We start from the raw sequence: 22,536 nt of genomic DNA, 5'->3' as shown, positions 1-22,536 counted from the left end.
TTCAGTTTCCTTCCGAAGACGAAAGCCCGTTGTGCGGTTGGGACCCGCTTTCCAGCGCCTCGTTGATGTCGTTCAGTTGTTCCTGCCGCAGGAGTCCACGGTTTCCGGCACGGCGTGCAGTGGCCATGGCCATCGCCTGGTAGGCCTCAAGGACATCGCCGCCGGCACCGGCGTCGTACTCCCTCAGCGCCTGCGCGTGCGCCGAAACGGTGCCCACGTCCCCACGGGCCACCGGCCCGGTCAGGGCGGACTCCCCTGACGCCAGCGCGTTCTCAAGGGTCGCCCGAAGCAGCGGACCGAGCATGGACTCGGGCGATTCGACGCCGATCTCCCGCAGGAGCTGCGACGCCTGGGCCACCAAGGTGACCATGTGGTTCGACGCGTGCGCCAACGCCGCGTGGTAAATGGTGCGGTCCGCCTCCGCTATGGCAACAGGCTCTGCGCCCATCTCCACCACCAGGGCCTGCGCGATCGGGAGCATGGCCGCATCGGCGGTAACGCCGAAGGTGCAGTCCAAGAGCCGTGTCAGGTCCAGGCTCATGCCGGTGAACGTCATGGCCGGATGCAGTGCCAGCGGAATCGCACCTGCAGCGCGCACTGGCTGGAGGATCCCGACGCCGTACCGGCCGGAGGTGTGCGCCACCAGTTGGCCCGGTTGCCAGGCTCCCAGCTTCGCCAGGCCCTCCACCAACTCGCCGAGTGCGTCGTCCGGAACAGCCAGCACGACCAGTTCCGCCCGCTCCACGATGTCCTGGATCTCGAGGACCGGGACGCCCGGCAGCAGGGTTTCGGCCCGCTCCCGGCTCGCCTCCGACACAGCGGAAACCCCGACGACGGCGTGCTCGGCAGCGCGCAAAGCGGCGCCCAGGACGGCACCCACCTTGCCGGCGCCGATGATCCCGACGCCGAGTCGTCCTGGCCTAGCCATGATGGCGGTCCTCCTGGTTTGCGGTGGTGGGAGTGGATTCCGGATGTTCTTCCAGAGTGGGCACTGGCGGCGGCGTGGCAGGTCCGCGCTGCAAGGCCAACTCGGCCAGCCATTGCTCGCTGGTCTGGCGTTTCCTGGCCTCGCGGGCACGTGCGGCTTGTTCGTCGAACAGTTCCACTGCTTCCCGGACCCCCGCTTGGTACAGCCGCGGGGCGACCGGACCGACAGTGGTATGGAGGACAAGATCAGTGACGCCGAACCATCGCGCCAGCGGCCCCTGCTGCAGGGCCATCGACTGCGTGCGTTGGTGCGGTACCAGGACCAATGCACGCCACCAGCGTCCGGAGCGGAGCAGGAGCGCTGTTCGGGTGGCCAGGTATCCGTTGCGGCGCCAACCGAGCGGCGCCAGCAGGCGGGCCCGCCGGGGTGTGGTGACAAAGCCGTCAGCACTGCCCGAAAGTGGCGAAAGGCCTTCCAACCCGGCCGTGAAAACACGTTGGGGGTCGTCGACGCCGGGGTCCGGGAGAACCAGCGAGAGCATCATCATGACGTCGGCCTTCATGCCAACAGGAAGGAGCGTGGTCCGGGCCGCGTTCTCGTTACCCGGGGTTCCGCCATAACCGGCAACGTTGACGTGCATGCGATACCACCCGAAAAGGCGCCACAACGGCGGCTGGGTAATCTTCAGGGCCTGGATCCGCCCCGGCGGCACGGTCTGCGCCTGGGTGTCGAGGAGTCCGTACCGGAGCCGGATGCCGTCCGGAGAGATCGCGGCCGTGAAGTTGTAACCCTTGTTGAAGGAACTCCAATACGTGGCCGCGATACCCACGATGGCAGGGATCAGGGCGAGGAAAATGGTGCTGTTCTCCGTCAGGACGGACACTGTGATCGACGCTGCCGCTGCGAGGATGATGCCCACGGTCTGCTCACTGAACAGCAGGGCTCCAATGAGCCGGCCCGGGGGAACCGATAACACATGTTGCTCAGGTGCTTCGGGTATTTCCTCCACGGTTTCCGGGCCGGTTACGACGCCCGCGGCGCGAGCCAGGATGGCCGCCCGCAGTTGCTTGGCCTGGGCGAGCGGAAGGTAAGCCAGCCGGACTGCCGACTCCCCGGCGTCGGCCACCTCGAACTTGAGTTCAGCGAGGCCAAATATGCGGGCCAGCAGCGGCTGCACAATGTCGATCGCCTGGACGCGGTCCAACCGTGCCTGGCGTTGCTGCTTGAAAAGGAAGCCGGTATTGACGCGAACATACCCTTCGGCAACCTGGTAGCGGGTGAAGTACCAACTCAGAATGAACCCGCCCACAGCCAGCATGAGGACGATGCCACCGCCGGCCAACAACCACAGCACCCTGCCGTTGAGGGGGTCCACAATGTCCCGGCCCTGCAGCACACGCTCGAAGGCGTCCCTTCCGAAGAAGTAGAGGACGGCCGCCAACGCAACCCAGCCACGTACGAACGGTGAGGCAGGATGGACCCGCCGCCAGTCGCCGTCGACGGCTTTGCCGGGAAGGGCCACGTCCGGGCTCACAGCCCGGCCAGCCTGGCTTCTCCGCGGGCAGAGAGTTGCTCCCGCAGCCGCGCGCCCTCGGCGGCTGGCAGTCCGGGCAAGTACGCGTTGGTTCCCGGCGACGCCGTGTGGAGTTTCAGGGTGCACAGCCCGAGGCTCCGCTCCACCGGGCCCACCGCAACGTCCACATATTGCATCCGGCCGTACGGGACAACCATGGTGCGCTGGAAGAAGATGCCCCGGCGGATGAGGAGGTCGTCATCCCGCTCGGCGTAGCCGATGGCCCTGACCTGGCGCGGAATCAACACCAAGCGCCACAGAGCAAGGACCAACATGGCCGCCGGAACCGCGATGGCAAGCCAGACCGGAGGCCATCGCCACCAACCCAGCTGCACAAAGACCAGCGGCAAGCTCAGAAGGCCGATCATGATGACGTTCCCCAGCGCCCACTCCACCAAACGGACGGTCACGTACTTCGGCGAGACCCGCAACCACTCAATACCGGGAGGATCAATCGGCTCGGTAAGCATACTCGCCCTCCCCCTTGGTCTCGCCCCGGCGCTTTTCCTGCCCGCCGGGCGCTCCACCTTCAAGATCCTCGGGCGGTATGCGGCAGAACCTCTCCACCACGAGCCCGACGACGACCATCACCACACCGCCGCCGCCCATCAGCAAGGCGTTCCAGAGAACGCCCTCGCCCGTCCGCAGGGTTCCGATCCGCAGCAGGTCCAAGGCGATTCCGGCATGCCAGCCCAGCAAAAGCGTGCCTGCATAAGCACAGGCCTGGGCAAGGATGAGGGTCCGCGCGGCCATGATGGGGTCCAGCATGGCCTTCTTCTTGCCGTTCCTCCACCGCAGCACGCGGACACCCATGACCAGCGTCAACAACGCAATCACGCCCATGGTTACCAGCGCGGACTCCGGCAGCACCGGCGTAGGCATGCTGAAGCGGTTGGTCGCCGACGTTGCCAGCCAGCCCACCAGGGCGGCGGCGACGGCGATGACCACCAGGATCAACGGGCGCATGGCTTTCATAGGCTACTCAACAGCCCCCTTGGCGGGAACGCCGGCAGTATCGCCGAAGCCGTCAAAACCGCGGATGTCCGGCATGTCATGCGCGACGGCGGCCAGTTCGGCAACGCTGCGACCGTTCAGTTTGGCGTTCGGATCCAGCAAAGACCATGGGTAGAGGACGAAGGCACGCTCCGCAGCCCGGGGATGGGGCAGCGTGAGGACGGGGTCGTCACTGATCAGGTCCCCGTAGGCAATGATGTCCACGTCCAAAGTCCGGGGACCCCAGCGCACTTCCCGTGTCCTGTGATGTTTCTGCTCCACCTGGTGGCAGTGTTCCAGCAGCTCCAAGGGAGCCAGCGTGGTCTCGACCGCCATGACCATGTTGAGGAAATCGGGCTGCCCCTCGGGGCCGCCAACAGGCTTGGTCTGGACAACCGGGGAGACGCCAAGCAAGCGCACCTCCGGGGGGTCCACCAGATCCGCGACGGCGGTGGTGAGGGTGTCGTTGCGCTCCCCCAGGTTGCTGCCCAGCGCCAGGATTACCTTGGTGTAACCGGCGGTCATGTCCGCTCCCGATGCACGCTGACAGCGACGTCCCCGAACGGCACCTCAATGGGCGCCTTGGGCTTATGAACCGTCACGTCGACGGCGGACACACCGTAATTGGCCAGGATGTCCTCCGCGATGCGTACGGCAAGGCCCTCAATCAGGTTCAACGGCTCACCCTCGATGTGCTTGGTGATGAGCCCGGCCACCTCGCCATAATGCGCTGTGAACTGCAGATCGTCCGTCTCGGCGGCCTTGGTGAAGTCCGTGTAAAGCACCGCATCCACCACGAATGGCTGGCCCTCACGGCGTTCGAAGTCGAACACTCCATGGTGGCCGACGGCGGTGACACCGGTCAGCGTGATCCTGTCCACAGCGTCTCCGATCAGCGCGCGATGCGCGCGGCGACCTTGACCGCATCAAGGCTTGGTCCGACGTCGTGCACCCGCACTGCCCAAGCGCCCTTGGCGGCGCTCAAGGCAGTAATGGCGGCCGTTGCGGCGTCCCGCTCCTGCGGGGCTGCGGCCTTGCCGGCGACTGTCAGCAGCGAACCGAGGAAGCGCTTGCGGGAAGCAGCCACCATGACTTTGTGGCCCAGCTCGAACAGCCTGTCCACGTTCTTTAAGAGCTCCCAGTTCTGGGCCTCGTTCTTGGAGAAGCCGATGCCCGGATCCACGATCACCTGCTCCGGCGACACTCCAGCCGCGTACAGCTTGTCGCGGACACCCTTCAGTTCGGCAATGACGTCTTCCGTCACGTCGTTGTAGTCCGTGAGGCTGTCCATGGTGCGGGCGTCGCCGCGGCGGTGCGTGAGGATGTATGGAACCTTGGTACGAGCCACCAGCTCGGGCATGCCCTCTTCGATGGTGAGGCCGGAAACGTCGTTGATGATCGCCGCCCCGGCTTCGACGGCGGCAGCGGCCGTGGACGTGTGCATCGTGTCAATGCTGACCAGGGCACCCGCCTTGACCAGTGCTTCCACCACGGGAATGACGCGGCGCTGCTCCTCCGCCGGGTCCACGGGTTCCGCGCCTGAACGCGTCGACTCCCCGCCGACGTCGATAATGTCAGCCCCGGCATAGAACATCCGGAGGCCCAGGGCGATCGCTGAATCGGCCGTGGGGTGCTTGCCGCCGTCGCTGAACGAATCCGGGGTCACATTCAGAATTCCCATGACCAAGGTCCGGTCCGTCGGGAGATCCGCGAACCTGGCCGCCGGCCGCGGCTTGCGGAGAATCGGCAACGGGCTTGTGGCCGGGCCGGTTCCGGGTGCTGCTGCGAGGGAATCCATATATTGCTTACCTTCCGAGTATGAGGCTCATGGCCTCGGCGCGGGTGGCCGGGTCATGGAGCTGACCGCGCACCGCACTGGTGACGGTCTTTGCGCCGGGCTTGCGAATGCCGCGCATGGACATGCACATGTGTTCACATTCGACGACGACGATCGCCCCGCGCGGGTTGAGGTGCTCTACCAGCGCCTCAACGATCTGCGTGGTGAGGCGCTCCTGCACCTGCGGGCGGCGGGCGTAGATATCTACGAGCCGGGCGAGCTTGCTGAGGCCGGTCACCTTACCGTCATGGGACGGAATGTAACCGACGTGGGCCACGCCATGGAACGGAACGAGGTGGTGTTCGCACGTCGAGTAGAAGGGGATGTCCTTGACGAGGACAAGCTCTTCATGGTCGAGGTCGAACGTTGTGGACAGGACATCCACGGGGTCATGGTGAAGGCCCGCGAAGACCTCGGCGTAGGCCTTGGCCACGCGCTTCGGCGTGTCCTTGAGGCCACCGCGATCGGGGTCTTCGCCAATGGCAAGCAGGATCTCACGAACCGCTGCTTCAATGCGGGGGCGGTCCACTTTGTGGCCCCCCTTGGAGTCGCCGGCTGGGCCGTGGGCGGCGGCGAGGTCTTCGTCGTCGAAATGAGTCACGTCAGAAAGCTTAGCCGTGAAGCGGAGAGTCGTTGCCGCCGTCGGGTCCCGGTGCATGGAAGGTTTCCTGGCTGCTGACACCCTGGGCGTGCGGAGCAACGGTGTCCAGCGGCTCATCCAGGCGGGCCTTCTTCGCTTCCTCCTGGGCCTCTCGCTCGGCCCGCTCCGCGCGGGTTTCCACCGGCGGGATGGTCTGGACGGGACGGGACTCCTTGGACAGCCAGATCTCCCGGAAATCGCGCTTGCGCACGTCACGGAAGATGTCGGCAATCTCTGCCTGGTTCAGGGTTTCACGCTCAAGCAATTCGAGGGCGAGACGGTCCAGGATGTCGCGGTTTTCAGTCAGGATGGCGTAAGCCTCGTCGTGCGCCTGGTCGATGAGGCGGCGCACTTCCTCGTCCACCACATAGGCAATCTGGTCAGAGAAGTTACGTTCCTGAGCGGCATCGCGGCCAAGGAAAGGCTCGCCGCCGCCCTGGCCCAGCTTCACGGCACCAACACGCTCGCTCATGCCGTACTGGGTGACCATCTTGCGGGCCGTGGACGTTGCCTTCTCAATGTCGTTGGAAGCGCCGGTGGACGGATCATGGAACACGATCTCTTCGGCCACGCGGCCACCCATCGCGTAGGCCATCTGGTCCAGCAGTTCGTTACGGGTCACCGAGTACTTGTCGTCATCGGGGACCACCATGGTGTAGCCAAGGGCACGGCCGCGCGGCAGGATGGTGATCTTCGTGACCGGAGCCGAGTTCCGCAGGGCAGCAGCCACCAACGCGTGGCCACCCTCGTGATAAGCGGTGATCTTGCGCTCAAGTTCCTTCATGACCCGGCTGCGCTTCTGCGGGCCGGCCATGACACGGTCGATTGCCTCATCAAGTGCGCGGTCATCAATAAGGTTGGCGTTGGAGCGGGCCGTCAGCAGGGCGGCCTCGTTGAGGACGTTGGCGAGGTCCGCGCCGGTGTAGCCCGGGGTCTTCTTTGCAACGGCCCGCAGGTCGATGCCCTGGGCCATGGGCTTGCCCTTGGCGTGCACATTCAGGATCTGCTCGCGGCCCACGAGGTCCGGGGCTTCGACTGTGATCTGGCGGTCAAAGCGGCCCGGGCGCAGCAGCGCGGGGTCCAGCACGTCCGGGCGGTTGGTGGCTGCGATCAGGATAACGTTCGTCTTGACGTCGAAGCCGTCCATTTCAACTAGCAACTGGTTCAAAGTCTGCTCGCGTTCGTCATTGCCGCCGCCGATGCCGGCACCACGGTGACGTCCAACGGCGTCGATCTCATCCACGAAGATGATGGCCGGCGAGCTGGCCTTCGCCTGCTCGAAAAGGTCGCGGACACGGGACGCGCCGACGCCCACGAACATCTCGACAAAGTCCGAACCGGAGATGGAGAAGAACGGAACGCCTGCCTCGCCGGCGACAGCACGGGCCAGCAGGGTCTTACCAGTACCAGGAGGGCCATACAGCAGCACACCCTTGGGGATCTTGGCGCCAACGGCCTGGAACTTGGCGGGCTCTTGGAGGAACTCCTTGATTTCCTGAAGTTCTTCCACGGCCTCGTCAGCACCGGCAACGTCGGCAAACGTCACCTGCGGCATGTCCTTGTTGACCAGCTTGGCCTTGGACTTGCCGAACTGCATCACCTTGGATCCGCCGCCCTGCATGCGGGAGAGCAAGAACCAGAACAGGACACCCAGCAGCAGCACCGGGATGAGGAGGGAGAACAGGCCGGAGAACCAGTTGTTCTCGACGGGCTGGTCCGTGAAGCCCTTGTCCGGGTTGGCGTTGGTGACGGCCTTGACGACGTCCGGACCACGGTCCGTGACGTAGAAGAACTGGACGTTCTTGCCCTTGTCCTGGCCGTCGATGTTCAGGTTGTCCTTGAGCACCAGGTCGACGCGGTTCTCGGCGTCGAAGATCTTGGCCTGCTCCACCTTGCCGCCCTGGGCGAGGAGTTCAAGACCGTCCTTGGTGTCAATCCTCGTAGAGCCGCCGGGAGCCAAAGTTGCGAATGCCACCAGGAGCAAGCCAACGACGACAACAATCCAGATGCCCGGGCCCTTGAAGAAATTCTTAGCTTTCATCTGATCGGGGTTGTGCCCCGTCCCTCCTGGTAGTGCTGCAACGCGCAACCTCTGCGCGCAATGGTGCTGCTTCAGTTTCTAGCTATACACCGTTCCCCGTAATTCACGCACTGGAAAGCACAAAAGTTCCCTCTGGGCGTACAGCCGCGCGCCGGGTTTCCGCCGTTGGAGCCGCGGCTGGCTCGATCGTTCGCGGAGCACCGCACCCCTACGCGCCAAATGCCCCCGCTCCGGCCAACACCCCCGGAGCACCGCGCCCGTTCCCGCCAAATGCCCCCGGTGTTGCGGGTGCGCGAGGTGGAAGCGGATGCGATGACCACGCCGCAAGGGTGCGCGGGGCGGAAGCGGCTGCGGCGTTCCCTTGACTTAGTACGGACTCCGGTTTTCGGGCGATACGCATTTGGCGACCCGGATCGAGTGAATTGTCCACATACAGGTCATCAGGCCTGTCTATGGGCCCGGACCGGCCAGCACCGTTAACCGCATGCCTTCCTCAAAACTGATCTTCAGCTCTGACGCTACCCGGATCGGGCAAGACCCGCGTCTTCTTGCCAAGCGGGCGCAGCGGGGTGAGCTCATACGGGTGCGCAGAGGAGCCTATGTTCCGGCAGGGATCTGGGCTGCCCTTAACGAGCGCCAACGGCACGGAGTGTTAGCCGCGGCTTTGGTCCACACCACCCTCAAATCTCCGGTGTTCACTATGAAAACGGCAGGACTTCTGTGGGGACTGGGTGTGGTTGGGGTTCCACGGCAACTACAGACGCTTACCGATGATCCTCGCGGGGGACGATCCAAGAACGGAGTCCACCGGACACTGGGGTCCCTCGATCAGGGTGTCTGCCAACTCGGCGGATTCCAGGTCACCGATAAGGCCCGCACAACAATCGAACTAGCAGGCAAACTGAATTTTGGTGAGGCCTTGGCCGTGGTCGACTCGAGCCGCCGGGATCTATCAGTTCGGACGGGTCAATATCCTTGGTCCGGGCTGACTGCTCCATCCCCGGCTGACGCTGCGGACTGGGACAAGGAAAGCCCTTGGGGTCCGGCACTCCAACTCGAAGCCCTTGAGGAGGCGGTGTCGAACATTGCAACCACATCCCGGCAGCGACGTGCTTCGAAAATCATCGAGTTCTCGGCCGCCGACTCAGAGTCCCCCGGTGAGTCCATCAGTCGGGCAAACATGATTCTTCAGGGTTTTCCGGCGCCCCGGCTTCAGGCCACCTTCACTTTGAAGAATGGGAAGACCGCGCGGACCGACTTCTGGTGGCCCGAGTTGGATTTGGTTGGAGAATTTGATGGCCAAGGGAAGTACTTGCGGAGCGAACTGCGCGGCGGCAAGACGATCCAGCAGGTAGTCATGGATGAAAAGGCCCGCGAAAACGCATTGCGTGCACTCGGTTTGACCGTCATCCGCTGGGATTGGGGAGAGATGATGAACCCGAGGGCATTCGCCAACATCCTCATCGACGGCGGATTGCGGTCCAGCCGCACCCCTTAAGCACACACACCGCAGCCCTTCGCGCCGCATGCGCCCGGTGTTACGGGTGCGTCGTGCGGGAAGGGGCGCGGCGGTGACAGCACGCCCGCGGAAACGGGTGCGCGTGGCGGAAACGGGTGCGGCGGTGACCGGAAGCGGGAAGCGGCTTACTCGTAAACGTGCGGAGCCAGCGTGCCCACGAAGTCCAGGTTGCGGTACTTCTCGGCGTAATCGAGGCCGTAGCCGACCACGAATTCGTTGGGAATGTCGTACCCGACGTACTTGACATCGATCTCCACCTTGGCGGCGGCCGGCTTGCGGAACGCCGTGCAGATCTCGACGCTGGCCGTGCCGCGGGATTCGAGGTTGGACTTCAACCAGGAAAGGGTCAGGCCGGAGTCGATGATGTCCTCGACAATCAGGACGTCCTTGCCCATGAGGTCGGTGTCGAGGTCCTTGAGGATACGGACAACACCGGAAGACTGGGTACCCGAACCATAGGAAGACACTGCCATCCAGTCCATGCTGACGTGGCTGTGCAGGGCGCGGGCGAGGTCGGCCATCACCATGACGGCACCCTTGAGGACCCCGACCATCAGGATGTCGCGACCCTCGTAGTCCTTGTCGATCTGGGCCGCCAGCTCAGCGATGCGGGATTGGATCTGCTCTTTGGTGTAAAGAACGTGCTTGAGATCTGCCTGGACGTCGTTTGAATCCACCAATGGCTCCTGTTAAATGCTCGGTGCGGCTACTGTTGGGACGATTTGTGATGCCGGAATACTAGCTTCCCACAGCGCGTGGCTTCCCGGGGAACGCCGTCGGGGGTTCCGGCACCGGGAGAAGCATCCGCAGTGGCCCGTTCCTGCTCCAGATCGCTGAGGGAGAGCCGGTACACGCTCACGTGGCCGGGAAGTTCAACGGGCCCTGCCGAACCCTTCCTGCGAAGCAGCGCTTCCGCGGCTTGAAGGCGCCCGTAGCCGGGTTGTTGGCCTCCGACGTCGGCGGCCGCCTTCGCGATAACGCGGAACCGGAGCGCGGGAGGCAGGTCCCGGACGGCATCTTCAGGCAGCCAGGCGCCGTCGGAAGTTTTTTGCACGAGCGAGAGATACGTCTCACTGGCAAGGTCCTCAAGGAAATCGGCGTCCTGCTGCAGGATCGCCGCGGTACGGGCCAGGGATTCGGCGACGCCGGGCCCCAGTTTTTCCTCAAGAACCGGCATGACTTCCACACGGGTCCGGGACCTGGCGAACGACGGATCGGAGTTGGTGGGATCATGCCAGGGTTCGAGTTCCTCGACCGCGCAGATTTCCAAGGTCTCGGCCCGTCGAAGGCCAAGGAAGGGGCGCAGCAAACGGCCGCGCGCCGGGCGCATCCCGGCCAACGACCGCGTGCCGGAACCACGGGCGAGCCCGAGGAGCACCTGTTCGGCTTGGTCGTCCAGGGTGTGGCCCAGCAGGATCGCTTCGCAGCCAAGGTCATCTGCTGCAGCGTTGAGGGCGGCATGGCGGGCATCACGGGCCGCCGCTTCCGGCCCGAAGCCGGTGGATGCCACCTCCACAGTCCGCACTTCAACGGAAGAAAGACCCAGTTCGCGCAATGCCGCGGCCGCCTTCGCGGCAACCTCCGCAGACCCAGGTTGCAGTTGGTGGTCAACAACGACGCCGGCCACGGACACCGGGTGCCCGTCAACGTGGCCGCGGCGTGCAAAGTAGGCGGCTACCGCGGCCAACGCCATGGAGTCCGGCCCACCACTGCAGGCCACGAGTACCCGCGACGGGTATCCGGCGTCGGCCAAGGCGTCCTGCAACAACCTGCGCGCTTTGCCGACGACCGGAGCCAAACGGCCGGGCCCGCGTCGTCCTTTACCCGGCAGGACAGCAGGTGAACTCAAAGTCCCATCCGCTCAAGCCAAAGCTTGGAGTCATGGATTTCTTCTTCCGTGGGCAGGTTCCCGGCGTGATCCCAGACCTTGTTGAAGCCGTCCATTCCGGCCACATCCACCACGCCGCGGACGAACTTGGCGCCGTCGGTGTACTGGCGCATCTTGGCATCGAGGCCAAGGATGTTGCGGATGAACTTCTCTATGATCCCGCGGTCCTTGCCGCGATCGTTGAACCGCTGGCGAATGGTCTTCACGGACGGAACGATGCTGGAATCGACGGCATCCATGACCACGTTCGCGTGGCCCTCGAGCAGGCTCATGACGGCCGTGATGTGCGAGATCGCTGCTTTTTCCTCGGGGTCCTGGAGCAGGTCCAGGATGGCACCGCGGCCCGGAACGTTGCCCGAAGCCGTGCGGTCCTTGAGTGACTTGGCCACTGCACTGGCCCGTTCCACCAGGGAATCCATGTTCCCCAGCAGGTGCGTGCTGAGCTTCTCGATCTCCTCCAGCATGTGATGGCGCAGCCACGGCGCCGCGGCGAACTGCACGCGGTGTGTCTGCTCATGCAGGCAGACCCACAGGCGGAAGTCGTCAGGGTGGACATTCAGTTCGCGTTCCACGGAGATGATGTTCGGCGCCACAAGGAGGAGGCGTCCACCCGGCGGCACGATGGAACCGGGCGCCATGGCGGCAAAGGGATCGTACTGGCCAAGGACCTTGCTGGACAGGAAGGCGAGGATGGCACCGAGTTGGCTTCCCGTGATGGCGCCGCTGGCGTTGGCCGCCGCGGGGCTCATGGATGACCCGTGCCGGTGTTCCAACATCTTCTGCAGGGCCGGCTGCAGCATGACGGAGAAACTTTGGGTGTTCGCCTTCGACCAGGACGCCCGGTCCACCACCAAAACATGGGAGTCGCGGAGGTCCCGTGCGGCGTCGAGGCCCGTGATGTCATGGACATGCGGCACCGAGACATCGGCGTTGAACCGGAGGTTCTCCACGGCTTTGCCGATCTCCCCGGCACTGAGCGCCGGGCCTGGAGGGGCCAGCCGGGCGGCCGTGGAGGCAGCCAGGTCCCAATTGATCAGGGAAGGTGTCCCTGCTGACGAATCACGGGCGGAAGTCACCATAGGGTCCATCACACCACACCTGGCTGACAGCCAGCCCTTAAGTTCGCTCCACGCGGAGCTTCTAGCCCCACCAAAGGCCAGCAAGAGCAAACCCCTCAGCGGCAACCGCACGAAGCCAACACCGACGCCGAACGGTCCATAGCCACCTTGTTCCCTGCAGCGCCCGGCTCCAGCCCGTTGCCAATGAAGGAGAAGACCAAGAGCCGGCCGTCGGCGTCCACAACATAGCCGCTGAGGGCGATCACCGTATTAAGGGTGCCGGTCTTGGCCCTGACCAGCCCGGCCCCTTCGGCTGTGCCCGCGTCGATGTACCTGTCATCCAGCGTGCCCGTCAGCCCCGCAACGGGAAAGCCATCAAGGGCCGCCCGCAACGAAAGCTCGGAACCGCTGGTGATGGCCCGGACCACCTCGGCAAACTGCCGTGCACTGACCTTGTTCTCCAAGGCAAGGCCGGACACATCGGCCAACTCCATCGAATCCGTGGTGATTCCCAACTCCCCCAGCCGTTGCCGCACGGCCGCAGTGGCGCCGTCGTACGTTGGTTCCTGCCGGGACGCGGCGGCGGTCAGTCGGCCCAACGCTTCGGCGAGGAAGTTGTCCGAGACTTCCAGCATCAGATCCACTTGCTCGCTGACCGTGGCTGATTCCGCGCTGGCCAGCACCCTTCCGGGAACCCCTTTTCCGCGTTCGACGCCGGGCGCCACCTTGACGCCCGCGGCCGCCAGCTGCTCGGCGAACGCCTGGGCTGTGGTGGCGGCGGAGTCCTGCGGCCGCGGCCCGGTGGTGACTGTGGGCGAATACCGTCCGGAGTTGAGGGCCAGCGGATAGAGGGGCGCCGTTTCACCTGCGGCGACGTCGTCCAGGCTCCATGCGGGGTTCAACGCGGGACCGGAAAACAGGGAGTCGTCCACCTTCACGGTCACGGGTCCCGTCACCTTGGAAGCTGCCAAGGCCGAGGCGGTATCCGCGGCCAGCGACGCCAGCCCCGCCCGTCCCATGACCGCGGAGGGATCAGATTCGCCGGCACCCAGCAGGACATCCCCGCCACCGGTGAGCACCACGGTGGCGGGATCGTCGGCACCCACTACGCGGGTGGTCAGTCGCGTGTCCGGGCCCAAGGCTTTCAAAGCAGCGACGGCGGTCAACAACTTCATGTTCGACGCCGGGATCCGGTTGGCGTCCGCTTGGCGGTCAAAAAGGACCTCGCCGGTGGCGGCATCGAGCACTACGCCCGTCATGGATCCCTCGCCGTCGGGCTGCAGCGTGGTCTCCAGGAGACGTGTGAGCTCAGCCTTGGTGGGTTTGGGGGCGTCCTTGTCCAAGGGGAGAACGGATTTTGTGGTGGCCAGGCTGGTGGGTTGCTGTTGCCACGCGGGAACAGGGGGCGGCGGTTTGGGCGCATTCCAGAGCCCGGGCGCGAGTCCGGACCCGATCAGCACCGCGGCACACAACAGGACGACGGCCAACAGCAGGGGCCATTTAAGGCGCCCCCACGCCGCGGACAACCCCCTGCGGGCAGCCCCGTTTTCAACGCCCTTCATGCAGTTGCTTGGTCCTGTCAGTCTTGAAATGTCCCCCGCCGGTTCAAGAAACCCGGGTGTCTCCCTATATCCTCAATAGTAGTCGGCGGCGTCGGCTGTACTTTTGCCTGCCGCCAGCCCTGGACTGAGCAGACTGCCTGGGGGCTGCCGGTTTCCGGCGGTCTCCGTTACAGGCGAAGCCAGCCCCACCCACACCCGTCAAGGAGCATTCCATGAAGCACGACGTGACCATCGAGATCCCCAAGGGATCGCGCGTCAAGTACGAAGTCGACCACGAAACCGGCCGTGTCCGCCTGGACCGCGTGCTGTTCACCTCCATGCAGTACCCCACGCACTACGGCTTCTTCGAGAACACGCTGGGCGAAGACGGCGACCCGCTGGACGCACTGGTGCTCCTGCAGGACTTCGACCTCCACCCGGGCGTCATCGTTGAATCCCGCCCGATCGGCGTCTTCAACATGACGGACGACGGCGGCGGAGACGCCAAGGTTCTCTGCGTTCCCGCGGATGCACGCTTCGACCACATCCAGGAAGTCAGCGACGTCAACGAATTCCTGATCAAGGAAATCGAGCACTTCTTCACCCGCTACAAGGACCTCGAGCCGGGCAAGTGGGTCAAGGCCGAGGGTTGGGGCGACCGTGCCGCCGCCGAAGCCGAGCTCGAGGCTTCCATCAAGCGTTTCGCAGCAGAAGGCCACTAGTCCTTCCCCATGTAGGTCGCAGCAGTGCGCGTTTTGAAGCTTCCAAACGCGCACAGCTGCGACTCAGTTGGGTTGCGACGGCGGGTGGTGCGGTTCTGAAGGGAACCCCACCACCCGCCGTCGTACTTTAAGCGCTGCCCTTTAAGCGCTGCCGCGATGGGCACCGCTCCCCATCGCAGCGTTGGCCCGCCCCGCCTAGGGTGGGACGAGACTCTCATCGACTCATGCAACAAAAAAGGGGTTCCACATGGCCGGGTTCTATGGCGCCGACATTGCGCAGCTTCGCAGTCTGGCCGGCGTGATGGGTAAAGCGGCGGACACGATCACCATGCAAAGCGCCCAGCTGTCCAACGCCATCAACTCGGCCACGGCCTGGCAGGGCCGTGACGCCACCATGTTCAAGAACGACTGGAACAGCCAGCACCGGCAGAGCCTGGTCAAGGCCGCCACCATGCTCCGGGACAACGCGAGCCTGCTGAAGAAGAACGCCAACCAGCAGGAATTCGCCAGCAACAACGACGGATCCCGGAGTTCCGTGGGTGTCCTCAGTGACGTCTACGGCACCGGGATGGGCGTCAAGGACCTCGCGGCCCAGCTCTGGACTGCCTACAAATACGGAAACCTCGGCCACGCCGAATGGGTCAAGACCCGCGAGGTGCTCACCAACTGGCGTGCCGGCGGCAGCGTCATCAAGGACGCGTTGACCGCACTGCGCAACGGCGAAAAGGTCACCGACGTCATCACGGACCTCAAAGCCAACATCCCGTTCAGCCAGGCGTTCCAGGATGCCAGCCGCCTCTCGAAGGGCCTCCGGGTGGCAGGCGCCCTCGCGGCCCCGCTCAATATTGTTGGCGGCATCAGCGACATGATCAGTCCCGAGCACACCGGCTGGCGCGGCACAGGCGACCGTGTTGCCGGCGGTCTCACCGTGGTGGGCGGCGTCGGCAGCGTCATGCTGATGACCGCCGGCGGCGCGGCCTTGCTGGGACCGGTGGGCGCCCCGATCGTGATCGGGGCGGGCATCGTTGCCGGGGCCTGGGCACTGGGCAACCTGGTGGCCGACAACTGGTCCTCCATCACCAATTTCGCCCGCAATCCGGGCAGCTACCTTGCCGACGGCGCCAGGGAAGTGGGCAATTTCGCCAAGGATGTAGGCAGTAAGGTGGCAGACGGGGTTAGTGATGCCGCCAAGTCAGTCGGAAAGTTTGTTGGAGGGATATTCGGATGACAAGCACCACCATGAAATGGACCGCCAGGGACATCGAATCGGCAGCGAAAGTCCTTGCCTCGGCCACCTCGGAGGGGGCGGCCCTGCCCACGCTGACGGACGAGGAAGTAGTGGCCCTCGACGGGGTGCAGCACGAGCAGATCGTGGCGCTCCCTTGGCTGAGCTCGCAGGACGCCAGCAAGGATCTCATGTGCGCGGTGGCCTTGCGCGGGCTGCTCGCCAAGGAACTGGTGTACCCGGTGGTCTTCGAAGGCGAGACCGAACCCTCGCGCCTGCACGCCACTGAAGAAATCACAGGCGCCCTCACCCTGCGCCGCAGCGGTAACAGCGTGGTCTCCGTGGAGCGCACCGTTTCCACCGGAAAGCGCTGGCTGTATGGCTATGTGCACGACGACGGCGTCCTCATCGAGGAAGTGGACGAGGGCGGGCTGCACGGCTTCACGGTTGTCACCCGTGATCAGCTGGTCCCCCGCCTCGCCGAGTTCGTGGACCCCAAGAACGCTGCCCGGCAGGACACCGAAGCCACCGCCTACACGGAGGCGAAGTTCGAGGAGTACGCTGCAACCGCCCTCGCTGACACCGAGGCAGCCAGCAACATTGTGGCCTTCAATACCGAGTCCAACGACTTCCCCACCATCACCGTGTACACAGGTCCGTCCGGTGTCCACGTCCTGACTCCACAGGTGGAGGGCGACGCAGTCTCGCTCCAAATCAAGGAAACGTCGGCGGCCGGCCTGGCCCGCATCCTGGCTGGCCTCGCCTCATGAGCAATTCGCCGTCGCAGACCGCCACCGGACTCGTGGACGCGGCCAACGGCCGGCAGGTCCGCCGCCACACCGAGTCCGGAGCCTTGTACGTCAAAGCCTCCGGTGCCGCCCATTTCTGGGGCCGGGTGCTGGACGCGTTGGTGTTCGTGGTGGGCTACTGCGTCATCGCCGTCATGGTGGCGGTCGCCAGGAATGCCATGATGAACAGCGGCTCACTGCTTGCCTTCAACGACGGTTTCTGGCTCGCGCTCTACGTCGTCCTGTGGTTCGTCGGGCTGTTCGTGTACGGCATGATCTGGGGAACGGCGGGCAGCGTCGGTGACGCCGCAGCGGGTATGCGTTCGGTGCTCATCAAGAACGGCACGACGGCGGGAGCCTGGTTGGGCGGTTGGCGCGCGGTCTGCTGGTCCTTCTTCCCGTTCTACCTGTTCATGATGATCGCCTCTGCGCTGAGCGGCGGTTCCGGCGACACCTGGGATCCGAAATTCGTGGCCATCGACCGCCGCTCGGGCCTGGCGCAGGGACAGCAGCCGATCGCCGATCCAAAGGCGGCACCAGCCAGCCAAGCCGGGCAATAACCGGAAGGTCCGCCCCCCGTCGTGCTTTTCAGCCAAACCGCACCGGACCAGGTAACAGTGAATCCGCAGCCTTGCGGAGCAGCTACCAGCCGGTAGCATGTGATCCACTATGTTCACGCTGACCATCAACCAACGCGACAGTCGACGCGACGGCGATCTGGTGCCGAAGCTCCTGAAGGACCTGCGGCACATACCGGCGCGCATCGACTTTGACCGTTCGGTTGAGGATGAAGTGCAAGGCATCGTCGACTCGAGCCACCAAGCCGTTGAATCGGCCCTGATAGCCCTGCGCAGCGGGCAGTGGTACGTGGGAATCGGCGTTGGACCCATCAATGAACCCCTGCCGAACCTGGTGAAGGATGCCTCCGGCCACGGCCTGGTGTACGCCCGGCGGGCTGTTGAACGCCTCCGGTATGGAAAAGAGCGCGTGCCGGTAGCGGTCGACGGACCGTATGCGGACCAAGCCGCGGAAGCCGAGGCGGTGCTGCGGCTGCTCGGACATATAGTGCAGGAACGCAGCGTGGCGGAGTGGCGGGTGCTGGACCTGTTGACGCCGGGCGTTCGGGGGCAACAGAAAGCCGTGGCCCAGGAACTGGGCATCAGCACGCAGGCCGTGAGCAGGGCCGTAGCGCGGGCGCAGTGGGCCGAGGAGCACGCTGCCCGCCCGGCCGCGGCCCGGTTACTGCAGCTGATTCTCGAGGTGCGCTGAGGTTTTAACCCAAACTGAGTCGCAGCTCTGCGCGTTATGGACGTTCTAAACGCGCGGAGCTGCGACTCAGTTGGGTGAAGCGGGCAGTTACTGGTTGCCCAGGTTGTCCTTCGCGGTTGTGGCACGGTCCTGGACATCGGCGGCCGCAGCCTGGCCTTCGTCCCTGACGTGACCGGCAGCCTCGGTGGCGGTTTCCTTGACGTTCTGCACAGCCTCGGTAGCCGGTTCCTTGAGGTGTTCGGCGACTTCCTGGGCGGCGTGGCTCAGCTCGTCGGTCAAGGGCTGCGCGGCTTCCTTCACAGCCTGGGCGGCTTCCTTCTCCTTCTCCGACGGCGGGAACAGAGCCGAAACGAGGAGACCCGCACCGAAAGCGATCAAGCCGGCTGCCACAGGGCTGCCCTGGGCTTTCCGCGTGATGGCCTGCGGCGCGTCACCGATATCGGAAACCACACCGGAAACGGCGTCGTGAGCCTGGTGCGCGGCATTGCCCGCAGCATCCTGGACATCGTCGCGGGCGCCGAACACGGCCGTCTTGATCCGGTCCACACGCCTGTTGACGATGTGCGAGGGGGTGACCTTGTCCGCCACGGCGTCAACGTTGGTGCTGAGCCGCCTGCGGGTTTGTTCGATGTCGGCGCGCAGGGCGTCGGGATTCTGCGTCATCGTGTCTCCTCAGTGTTCGGTTTGAAGGTTGGAGGTATTTCCTTGACTGTCTCAGCGGTACGCGGCATGCCGTTGATGGTCTTCAGTTCCTTCCGGCCGATGCTGGCCAGCACTGCCGCGACGATGCCCCAAATAACGGCAACGATCACGGCCGACCATCCCAGGCCAACCAGCTGGCCCAGGGCCCACCACAAGGCGAGGGAAAGGAACACGACAGCGAGGTGCCCGGCCCATGCGGCTCCGGCCAGCATGCCGGCGCCCTTCCCTGCCTTGGTGGCGGACTCTTTGAGTTCGGCCTTGGCGAGTTCGACTTCCTGGCGCATCAACGTGGAGACGTCGCGCGTCAGGTCGCCCAGCAATTCCCCGAGGGGTACGGTTTCCGCTTTGAGGTGGGCTTCCGTGGGAGGAAGGTCAGCGGGACTGGTCATCGGGAACCTCCATAGGAGGGGTCATCGGGATCCAGGGGTCCGGCCAGCGGGTCACCCTGCGCCTTGGTTCCACCATCGGTTTCCGGGTAGGCGGCCGTGGAGCCCTCCAGCCCACCGGTAGTTCCGGCGTCGTAACCACCGGCTTCGTAGCCGTCGGCGCGGTAGCCATCGGCGCTGTACCCTTCGGCACCTGGCTCGAGACCGGACGTACCGGCTCCGTAGCCGGCTGCTCCTGCAGCTCCGCCGGCAGCCGTAACTCCGGCGGTAGTGCCGTAGCCGGTGGTGGGCGTGGTGCCGTAGCTTGCCGTGGTGGCATCCGGACCCGGGAGGTCGACGGCGGGTGGCGGCACTGCGCCGCCGGAGCTCGGGTAGTACTCGGCCCTGGGTGCGGAAGTGGCAGTGGCCCCGGCGCTTTCAGCGGCGGCGTTGTCTGCCATGCCGCGTCCCAGACGGCCGGCGAGGACACCGGCTCCTGCTGCGAGCAAGAGGAAGGCACCCGGCCGACGGCGGGCGAAGCTCTTGACTTCGTTCAGCAAGGACCCGGGATCGCGGTTCTCAAGCCACTGGGCAACCGACGATGAACGGTCGGCGGCTTGCTGGACGAGGTCCGCGGCCACGCCGCCGTTGTTCGACGCACCTGCCATGGTGGACAGTTCATCGGAGATGGACCGCAGCCCTTCGGCGACGCGCTGCTGCTGCGTAGCGGCTTGGTCGGTCAACTCGCCCTTGGTCTGCGTCAGCAGTTGGCGGGCATTGAGTTTGACTTCCTGGGCCACGTTCGCGGCCTCGCCCTTGGCGGTATCAACCACGCCACCGGCGGCGTCCTTGGCTGTACTGGCCACTCCTGCAGCTTCCTGCTTGGCGGCATCAACAGTGCCGGACCCCGAGTGGGAGCCGGATCCCGACGCGCCGCCCTGGTATCCGGCCGTGCTGGTGGTGGCGGTGTCGGCCTCGGTTTCAACTGGCGAGTCCAGGTAGCTTCCGGAGTAAGGTTCGGTCCCGGCGGGGACCCCGTTTCGAGGCGCCGCGAAGCTTCCGTCCTGCGGCGATTGGCTCTCAGTCATTGTCGCTCTCTTTCCACAGTTGGCAGGCTGCGGACAGCAGCCGGGATAGTAAGTATCGTTACTATCAATGGGGTGTGTACCCGCTGTCCGGGGATTCAATCGCACGAATCAAAAAACATTTGCTTCCCTTTAGCGCCGGTTCGACACACCATGCAAGACCTGCGAATCTTGGGAAGATGCGCCTTATCCCCAACAGGCGACGGCTGATCTCCGCGCTCCGAAGGACTTTTACCCGCCACAGATTGCTGTTTGCCGCCAAAACCGCCCTCGCTGCAGGACTGGCGTGGTACCTGGCCCCGTTCATGCCCGGACCGGCTGCCGCCTACCCTTACTACGCGCCGCTGGGTGCCTTGGTGAGCATGCACCCAACGGTGGCCGACTCCGCCAAGCACGGGTTCCAGAGTTTGCTGGGATTGTCCCTGGGCATCGGCATGGCGTTTGCGGTGACCACCTTCGCCGACCCCTCCAGTTTCTCCGTGGCACTGGTGATCGGCCTCGGCGTGCTCATTGGCGGCCTCCCCCGGCTGGGCACGGCTTCCGAGTGGATCCCCATGGCCGCGCTCTTTGTGCTGTTACTGGGTGATTCCAACGCGGAGAATTTCTCCTTCGGATACGTCCTCCAGATGGCCCTGGGCGTAGCGGTGGGATTGACAGTGAACTGGCTGATCATCCCGCCGTTGCACCTGGAACAGGTAGACCCTGCCTTGGAAGGGCACCGGAACGCACTGTCCCACCAACTGAGGGACATGGCACAGGCGATGCAGGAATCGTGGCCGCCAAACCATGAGGCCTGGGCCAGCCGCAGCGACCTGCTGGACACAACTGCAGCGGGAGTGCGGACTGCCGTGTACCAAGCGGAACTGAGCGCGAAAGCGAATCCCAGGTCCCGCCGTCGCGCCACCCGCCTCCCCCAAGACCTTGCCGGCTTGCGGACCGTGGAGAGGCTGACCTTCCACGTGCAGGACATCACCGACGTGCTGCAAAGCGTGATCTGGGAGGAAGGGGCCGGGACCGTCATCCCGGACAGCGTCCTCAGCAACCTCTCCGAAGCCCTGGAATCAGTAGCCGACGTGATCGACCGGTGGCGCAGCGACGAAGAGCCCGAACTCGAGCCCGCTTTGTCCGAAGCGCGGGACTGCGTGGCCGGGCTGGGCGATGCCATCAACGAAGCAGCTGCCGGCCAGGCATCCGTGAACGCGGCAGCATCCGTGGCCATGAGCCTCCGGCGCATGATCACCGTGCTGTCATCCAAGTAGCACCCGAACAAGTCGCTCCCGAACAAGTAGCACCCGAACGCCACCTGCAGCAATACGGGTTAACGGGGTGTCAGCGGCGGTGAAGCTTTCCGGCCTTTCCCCTCGCCCAGTCCGTCGACGATCTCGGTCAATGCCTCCAGCGACGATTTGTGGGGCATCCACCCCAGAATGGTCCGCGCCCGGCTTGTGTCCATGATCGGCGCGCCCGCAGCCATGTCCACCCAGCCGGGGTCCGTCACCTGCATCCGCAGCCGCCATGTAGCGCTGACGACGGCGCGCAGCAACGACACCGGGATGGGCAGGTGGCGCCGGGCATGGAGGATCCATGCGAGCGCATTGGGATCCAGCACGGGTTCGGCGGCGATGTTGAAGGCTCCTTCGGCACGTTCCCTGAGGACCCGCCAATAAGCGTCGGCCACATCATCTGCGTGCACGGCCTGGAAGATCAGGTCCTTGGGGACCGGAAGGACGGGGAGCCAGGGCCGGCGGGGAATCAGTCGCGGGAGGACCCTGCCCAGGAAATAGCGTCCGATTTCGCTGCCGGCTTCCGAGGTAAAGATCAGCCCGGGCCGCAGCCGCGCAACCACCACCTCCGGGTTTGCCTTGGCGAAGTTGTTCAGGAGCCGCTCCTGCGCGGCCTTGTCCACGCTGTAGTGCGAGCCCTTGATTCCGCCGGCAGGCCAGTTTTCCTTGGTTCTCTGGTCCTTCGGCGCTGCCGAGTACGCGCCCACGGAGGAGGCGCAGACGACGTGCCCCACCCCTGCCCTGCGGGCAGCCCCGAGGACGTGGGCCGTGCCCGCAACGTTGGTGCGTCGCAGAAGCTTGCGGTTGTGGTTCGGCTGGATAGCCCACGCCAGGTGCACCACGGCATCCGCCCCGGCCATGACTTTGTCCAGGGCCTCACGGTCCCTGTGGTGTCCGATGTCCAGGCTGTGCCATTCGACGCCCTGGTAAGGCGCGGCGTCCAGGTCCGGTTTCCGCCGGGCAATGCCCACCAGTTGGAGGTCGGCCCCCTCCTCGGACCGGGCCTTCTGGAGCCGCTTCAGCAGGGCGGTGCCCGCGTTTCCCGTAGCCCCGGTGATGACGATGCGCATGGACTCTTC

At 65.0% G+C, this 22,536-nt stretch carries 24 protein-coding genes; 7 read left to right on the top strand and 17 right to left on the bottom strand.

The features are described from left to right. Position 1 precedes the first annotated feature (1 nt). From QN084_RS11420 to ftsH, 9 genes are read right to left on the bottom strand one after another with little or no spacing between them, the layout of a single operon-like run. The gene (locus QN084_RS11420) at positions 2–928 is read right to left on the bottom strand and encodes a Rossmann-like and DUF2520 domain-containing protein (RefSeq protein ID WP_021474243.1); all 927 of its coding nucleotides are present in this window, start codon (positions 926–928) and stop codon (positions 2–4) included. Next, entirely contained in the window at positions 921–2,462 is a 1,542-nt protein-coding gene (locus QN084_RS11415; RefSeq protein ID WP_069696654.1) for a PH domain-containing protein, read from the bottom strand. Before QN084_RS11415 ends, QN084_RS11420 begins: the two co-directional genes overlap by 8 nt. Beyond that, complete coding sequence (locus QN084_RS11410; protein ID WP_069696653.1) at positions 2,459–2,971, bottom strand: PH domain-containing protein; 513 nt, start codon at positions 2,969–2,971, stop codon at positions 2,459–2,461. The genes QN084_RS11415 and QN084_RS11410 overlap by 4 nt, the downstream gene beginning before the upstream one ends. Then, positions 2,952–3,476 carry a DUF3180 domain-containing protein gene (locus QN084_RS11405; protein WP_021474240.1) on the bottom strand — a complete coding sequence of 175 codons (525 nt, stop codon included), beginning with the start codon at positions 3,474–3,476 and terminating at the stop codon, positions 2,952–2,954. The genes QN084_RS11410 and QN084_RS11405 overlap by 20 nt, the downstream gene beginning before the upstream one ends. Before the next feature lie 3 nt (positions 3,477–3,479). Then, entirely contained in the window at positions 3,480–4,019 is a 540-nt protein-coding gene (gene folK, locus QN084_RS11400; protein ID WP_021474239.1) for a 2-amino-4-hydroxy-6-hydroxymethyldihydropteridine diphosphokinase, read from the bottom strand. Further along, positions 4,016–4,375: a dihydroneopterin aldolase gene (folB, locus tag QN084_RS11395; protein WP_021474238.1), complete on the bottom strand. Its 360-nt coding sequence runs from the start codon at positions 4,373–4,375 to the stop codon at positions 4,016–4,018. Before folB ends, folK begins: the two co-directional genes overlap by 4 nt. An 11-nt stretch (positions 4,376–4,386) precedes the next feature. Next, on the bottom strand, positions 4,387–5,292 hold the full coding sequence (gene folP, locus QN084_RS11390) for a dihydropteroate synthase (protein ID WP_021474237.1): 906 nt from the start codon (positions 5,290–5,292) through the stop codon (positions 4,387–4,389). Positions 5,293–5,299: 7 nt separating this feature from the next. Beyond that, positions 5,300–5,932 (bottom strand): GTP cyclohydrolase I FolE, encoded by a 633-nt coding sequence (folE, locus tag QN084_RS11385; protein ID WP_062098928.1) that lies wholly within the window; start codon positions 5,930–5,932, stop codon positions 5,300–5,302. Between the two features lie 10 nt (positions 5,933–5,942). After that, entirely contained in the window at positions 5,943–8,012 is a 2,070-nt protein-coding gene (gene ftsH, locus QN084_RS11380; RefSeq protein WP_021474235.1) for an ATP-dependent zinc metalloprotease FtsH, read from the bottom strand. Between the two features lie 484 nt (positions 8,013–8,496). Here ftsH and QN084_RS11375 point away from each other — a divergent pair, with 484 nt between their 5' ends. Next, positions 8,497–9,510, top strand: coding sequence for a type IV toxin-antitoxin system AbiEi family antitoxin domain-containing protein (locus tag QN084_RS11375; protein WP_069696652.1), 1,014 nt, complete (start codon positions 8,497–8,499; stop codon positions 9,508–9,510). A 146-nt stretch (positions 9,511–9,656) separates the two neighbouring features. Here the strand turns inward: QN084_RS11375 and hpt are convergent, their stop codons facing one another. From hpt to dacB, 4 genes are all read right to left on the bottom strand, one after another. Next, positions 9,657–10,208 (bottom strand): hypoxanthine phosphoribosyltransferase, encoded by a 552-nt coding sequence (hpt, locus tag QN084_RS11370; protein WP_021474233.1) that lies wholly within the window; start codon positions 10,206–10,208, stop codon positions 9,657–9,659. A 29-nt stretch (positions 10,209–10,237) separates the two neighbouring features. Then, positions 10,238–11,296, bottom strand: coding sequence for a tRNA lysidine(34) synthetase TilS (tilS, locus tag QN084_RS11365; RefSeq protein WP_069696667.1), 1,059 nt, complete (start codon positions 11,294–11,296; stop codon positions 10,238–10,240). Positions 11,297–11,376: 80 nt separating this feature from the next. Then, positions 11,377–12,498, bottom strand: a complete 1,122-nt coding sequence (locus QN084_RS11360) for an Rv3626c family coenzyme F420 biosynthesis-associated protein (RefSeq protein ID WP_069696651.1) — start codon at positions 12,496–12,498, stop codon at positions 11,377–11,379. Positions 12,499–12,593: 95 nt separating this feature from the next. After that, positions 12,594–14,039, bottom strand: coding sequence for a D-alanyl-D-alanine carboxypeptidase/D-alanyl-D-alanine endopeptidase (gene dacB / locus QN084_RS11355; RefSeq protein ID WP_069696650.1), 1,446 nt, complete (start codon positions 14,037–14,039; stop codon positions 12,594–12,596). A 212-nt stretch (positions 14,040–14,251) separates the two neighbouring features. Here dacB and QN084_RS11350 point away from each other — a divergent pair, with 212 nt between their 5' ends. The 5 genes from QN084_RS11350 (at position 14,252) to QN084_RS11330 (ending at position 18,022) form a co-directional block, all read left to right on the top strand. Continuing rightward, positions 14,252–14,740 (top strand): inorganic diphosphatase, encoded by a 489-nt coding sequence (locus QN084_RS11350; protein ID WP_021474229.1) that lies wholly within the window; start codon positions 14,252–14,254, stop codon positions 14,738–14,740. 247 nt (positions 14,741–14,987) lie between these two features. Next, positions 14,988–15,968, top strand: coding sequence for a hypothetical protein (locus QN084_RS11345; RefSeq protein ID WP_069696649.1), 981 nt, complete (start codon positions 14,988–14,990; stop codon positions 15,966–15,968). Further along, on the top strand, positions 15,965–16,735 hold the full coding sequence (locus QN084_RS11340) for a hypothetical protein (RefSeq protein WP_069696648.1): 771 nt from the start codon (positions 15,965–15,967) through the stop codon (positions 16,733–16,735). The genes QN084_RS11345 and QN084_RS11340 overlap by 4 nt, the downstream gene beginning before the upstream one ends. Beyond that, complete coding sequence (locus QN084_RS11335; RefSeq protein ID WP_069696647.1) at positions 16,732–17,313, top strand: hypothetical protein; 582 nt, start codon at positions 16,732–16,734, stop codon at positions 17,311–17,313. The genes QN084_RS11340 and QN084_RS11335 overlap by 4 nt, the downstream gene beginning before the upstream one ends. A gap of 109 nt (positions 17,314–17,422) precedes the next feature. Next, positions 17,423–18,022, top strand: a complete 600-nt coding sequence (locus tag QN084_RS11330) for a MarR family transcriptional regulator (protein WP_021474225.1) — start codon at positions 17,423–17,425, stop codon at positions 18,020–18,022. Positions 18,023–18,109: 87 nt separating this feature from the next. On the opposite strand, the gene QN084_RS11325 is transcribed toward QN084_RS11330, so the two are convergent. The 3 genes from QN084_RS11325 to QN084_RS11315 are packed head-to-tail and all read right to left on the bottom strand — an operon-like array spanning position 18,110 to position 20,177. Continuing rightward, entirely contained in the window at positions 18,110–18,685 is a 576-nt protein-coding gene (locus QN084_RS11325) for a DUF3618 domain-containing protein (RefSeq protein ID WP_021474224.1), read from the bottom strand. After that, positions 18,682–19,113, bottom strand: coding sequence for a phage holin family protein (locus tag QN084_RS11320; RefSeq protein WP_021474223.1), 432 nt, complete (start codon positions 19,111–19,113; stop codon positions 18,682–18,684). Before QN084_RS11320 ends, QN084_RS11325 begins: the two co-directional genes overlap by 4 nt. Beyond that, positions 19,110–20,177 (bottom strand): hypothetical protein, encoded by a 1,068-nt coding sequence (locus tag QN084_RS11315; RefSeq protein ID WP_069696646.1) that lies wholly within the window; start codon positions 20,175–20,177, stop codon positions 19,110–19,112. Before QN084_RS11315 ends, QN084_RS11320 begins: the two co-directional genes overlap by 4 nt. Positions 20,178–20,353: 176 nt before the next feature. Here QN084_RS11315 and QN084_RS11310 point away from each other — a divergent pair, with 176 nt between their 5' ends. Continuing rightward, positions 20,354–21,433, top strand: a complete 1,080-nt coding sequence (locus tag QN084_RS11310) for an FUSC family protein (RefSeq protein ID WP_210731047.1) — start codon at positions 20,354–20,356, stop codon at positions 21,431–21,433. A gap of 59 nt (positions 21,434–21,492) precedes the next feature. Here QN084_RS11310 and QN084_RS11305 read toward each other — a convergent pair whose 3' ends face one another. Next, positions 21,493–22,527, bottom strand: coding sequence for an NAD-dependent epimerase/dehydratase family protein (locus QN084_RS11305; protein ID WP_069696645.1), 1,035 nt, complete (start codon positions 22,525–22,527; stop codon positions 21,493–21,495). Positions 22,528–22,536 lie beyond the last annotated feature (9 nt).

Origin of the sequence: Paenarthrobacter sp. R1 (assembly GCF_030264015.1) — a bacterium.
Classification (GTDB): Bacteria; Actinomycetota; Actinomycetes; order Actinomycetales; family Micrococcaceae; genus Arthrobacter; species Arthrobacter ureafaciens.
This window is presented reverse-complemented; position numbering and strand designations above follow the sequence as displayed.

What these genes read in the sequence shown, in the direction of transcription:
- ftsH (WP_021474235.1), bottom strand. Translation starts at nt 8,012, where the DNA reads ATGAAAGCTAAGAATTTCTTCAAGGGCCCGGGCATCTGGATTGTTGTC.
- QN084_RS11360 (WP_069696651.1), bottom strand. Translation starts at nt 12,498, where the DNA reads ATGGTGACTTCCGCCCGTGATTCGTCAGCAGGGACACCTTCCCTGATC.
- dacB (WP_069696650.1), bottom strand. Translation starts at nt 14,039, where the DNA reads ATGAAGGGCGTTGAAAACGGGGCTGCCCGCAGGGGGTTGTCCGCGGCG.
- QN084_RS11345 (WP_069696649.1), top strand. Translation starts at nt 14,988, where the DNA reads ATGGCCGGGTTCTATGGCGCCGACATTGCGCAGCTTCGCAGTCTGGCC.
- QN084_RS11375 (WP_069696652.1), top strand. Translation starts at nt 8,497, where the DNA reads ATGCCTTCCTCAAAACTGATCTTCAGCTCTGACGCTACCCGGATCGGG.
- QN084_RS11335 (WP_069696647.1), top strand. Translation starts at nt 16,732, where the DNA reads ATGAGCAATTCGCCGTCGCAGACCGCCACCGGACTCGTGGACGCGGCC.
- QN084_RS11405 (WP_021474240.1), bottom strand. Translation starts at nt 3,476, where the DNA reads ATGAAAGCCATGCGCCCGTTGATCCTGGTGGTCATCGCCGTCGCCGCC.
- QN084_RS11420 (WP_021474243.1), bottom strand. Translation starts at nt 928, where the DNA reads ATGGCTAGGCCAGGACGACTCGGCGTCGGGATCATCGGCGCCGGCAAG.
- QN084_RS11325 (WP_021474224.1), bottom strand. Translation starts at nt 18,685, where the DNA reads ATGACGCAGAATCCCGACGCCCTGCGCGCCGACATCGAACAAACCCGC.
- QN084_RS11330 (WP_021474225.1), top strand. Translation starts at nt 17,423, where the DNA reads ATGTTCACGCTGACCATCAACCAACGCGACAGTCGACGCGACGGCGAT.
- QN084_RS11320 (WP_021474223.1), bottom strand. Translation starts at nt 19,113, where the DNA reads ATGACCAGTCCCGCTGACCTTCCTCCCACGGAAGCCCACCTCAAAGCG.
- QN084_RS11310 (WP_210731047.1), top strand. Translation starts at nt 20,354, where the DNA reads ATGCGCCTTATCCCCAACAGGCGACGGCTGATCTCCGCGCTCCGAAGG.
- QN084_RS11305 (WP_069696645.1), bottom strand. Translation starts at nt 22,527, where the DNA reads ATGCGCATCGTCATCACCGGGGCTACGGGAAACGCGGGCACCGCCCTG.
- folP (WP_021474237.1), bottom strand. Translation starts at nt 5,292, where the DNA reads ATGGATTCCCTCGCAGCAGCACCCGGAACCGGCCCGGCCACAAGCCCG.
- QN084_RS11340 (WP_069696648.1), top strand. Translation starts at nt 15,965, where the DNA reads ATGACAAGCACCACCATGAAATGGACCGCCAGGGACATCGAATCGGCA.
- QN084_RS11410 (WP_069696653.1), bottom strand. Translation starts at nt 2,971, where the DNA reads ATGCTTACCGAGCCGATTGATCCTCCCGGTATTGAGTGGTTGCGGGTC.
- QN084_RS11350 (WP_021474229.1), top strand. Translation starts at nt 14,252, where the DNA reads ATGAAGCACGACGTGACCATCGAGATCCCCAAGGGATCGCGCGTCAAG.
- QN084_RS11315 (WP_069696646.1), bottom strand. Translation starts at nt 20,177, where the DNA reads ATGACTGAGAGCCAATCGCCGCAGGACGGAAGCTTCGCGGCGCCTCGA.
- folK (WP_021474239.1), bottom strand. Translation starts at nt 4,019, where the DNA reads ATGACCGCCGGTTACACCAAGGTAATCCTGGCGCTGGGCAGCAACCTG.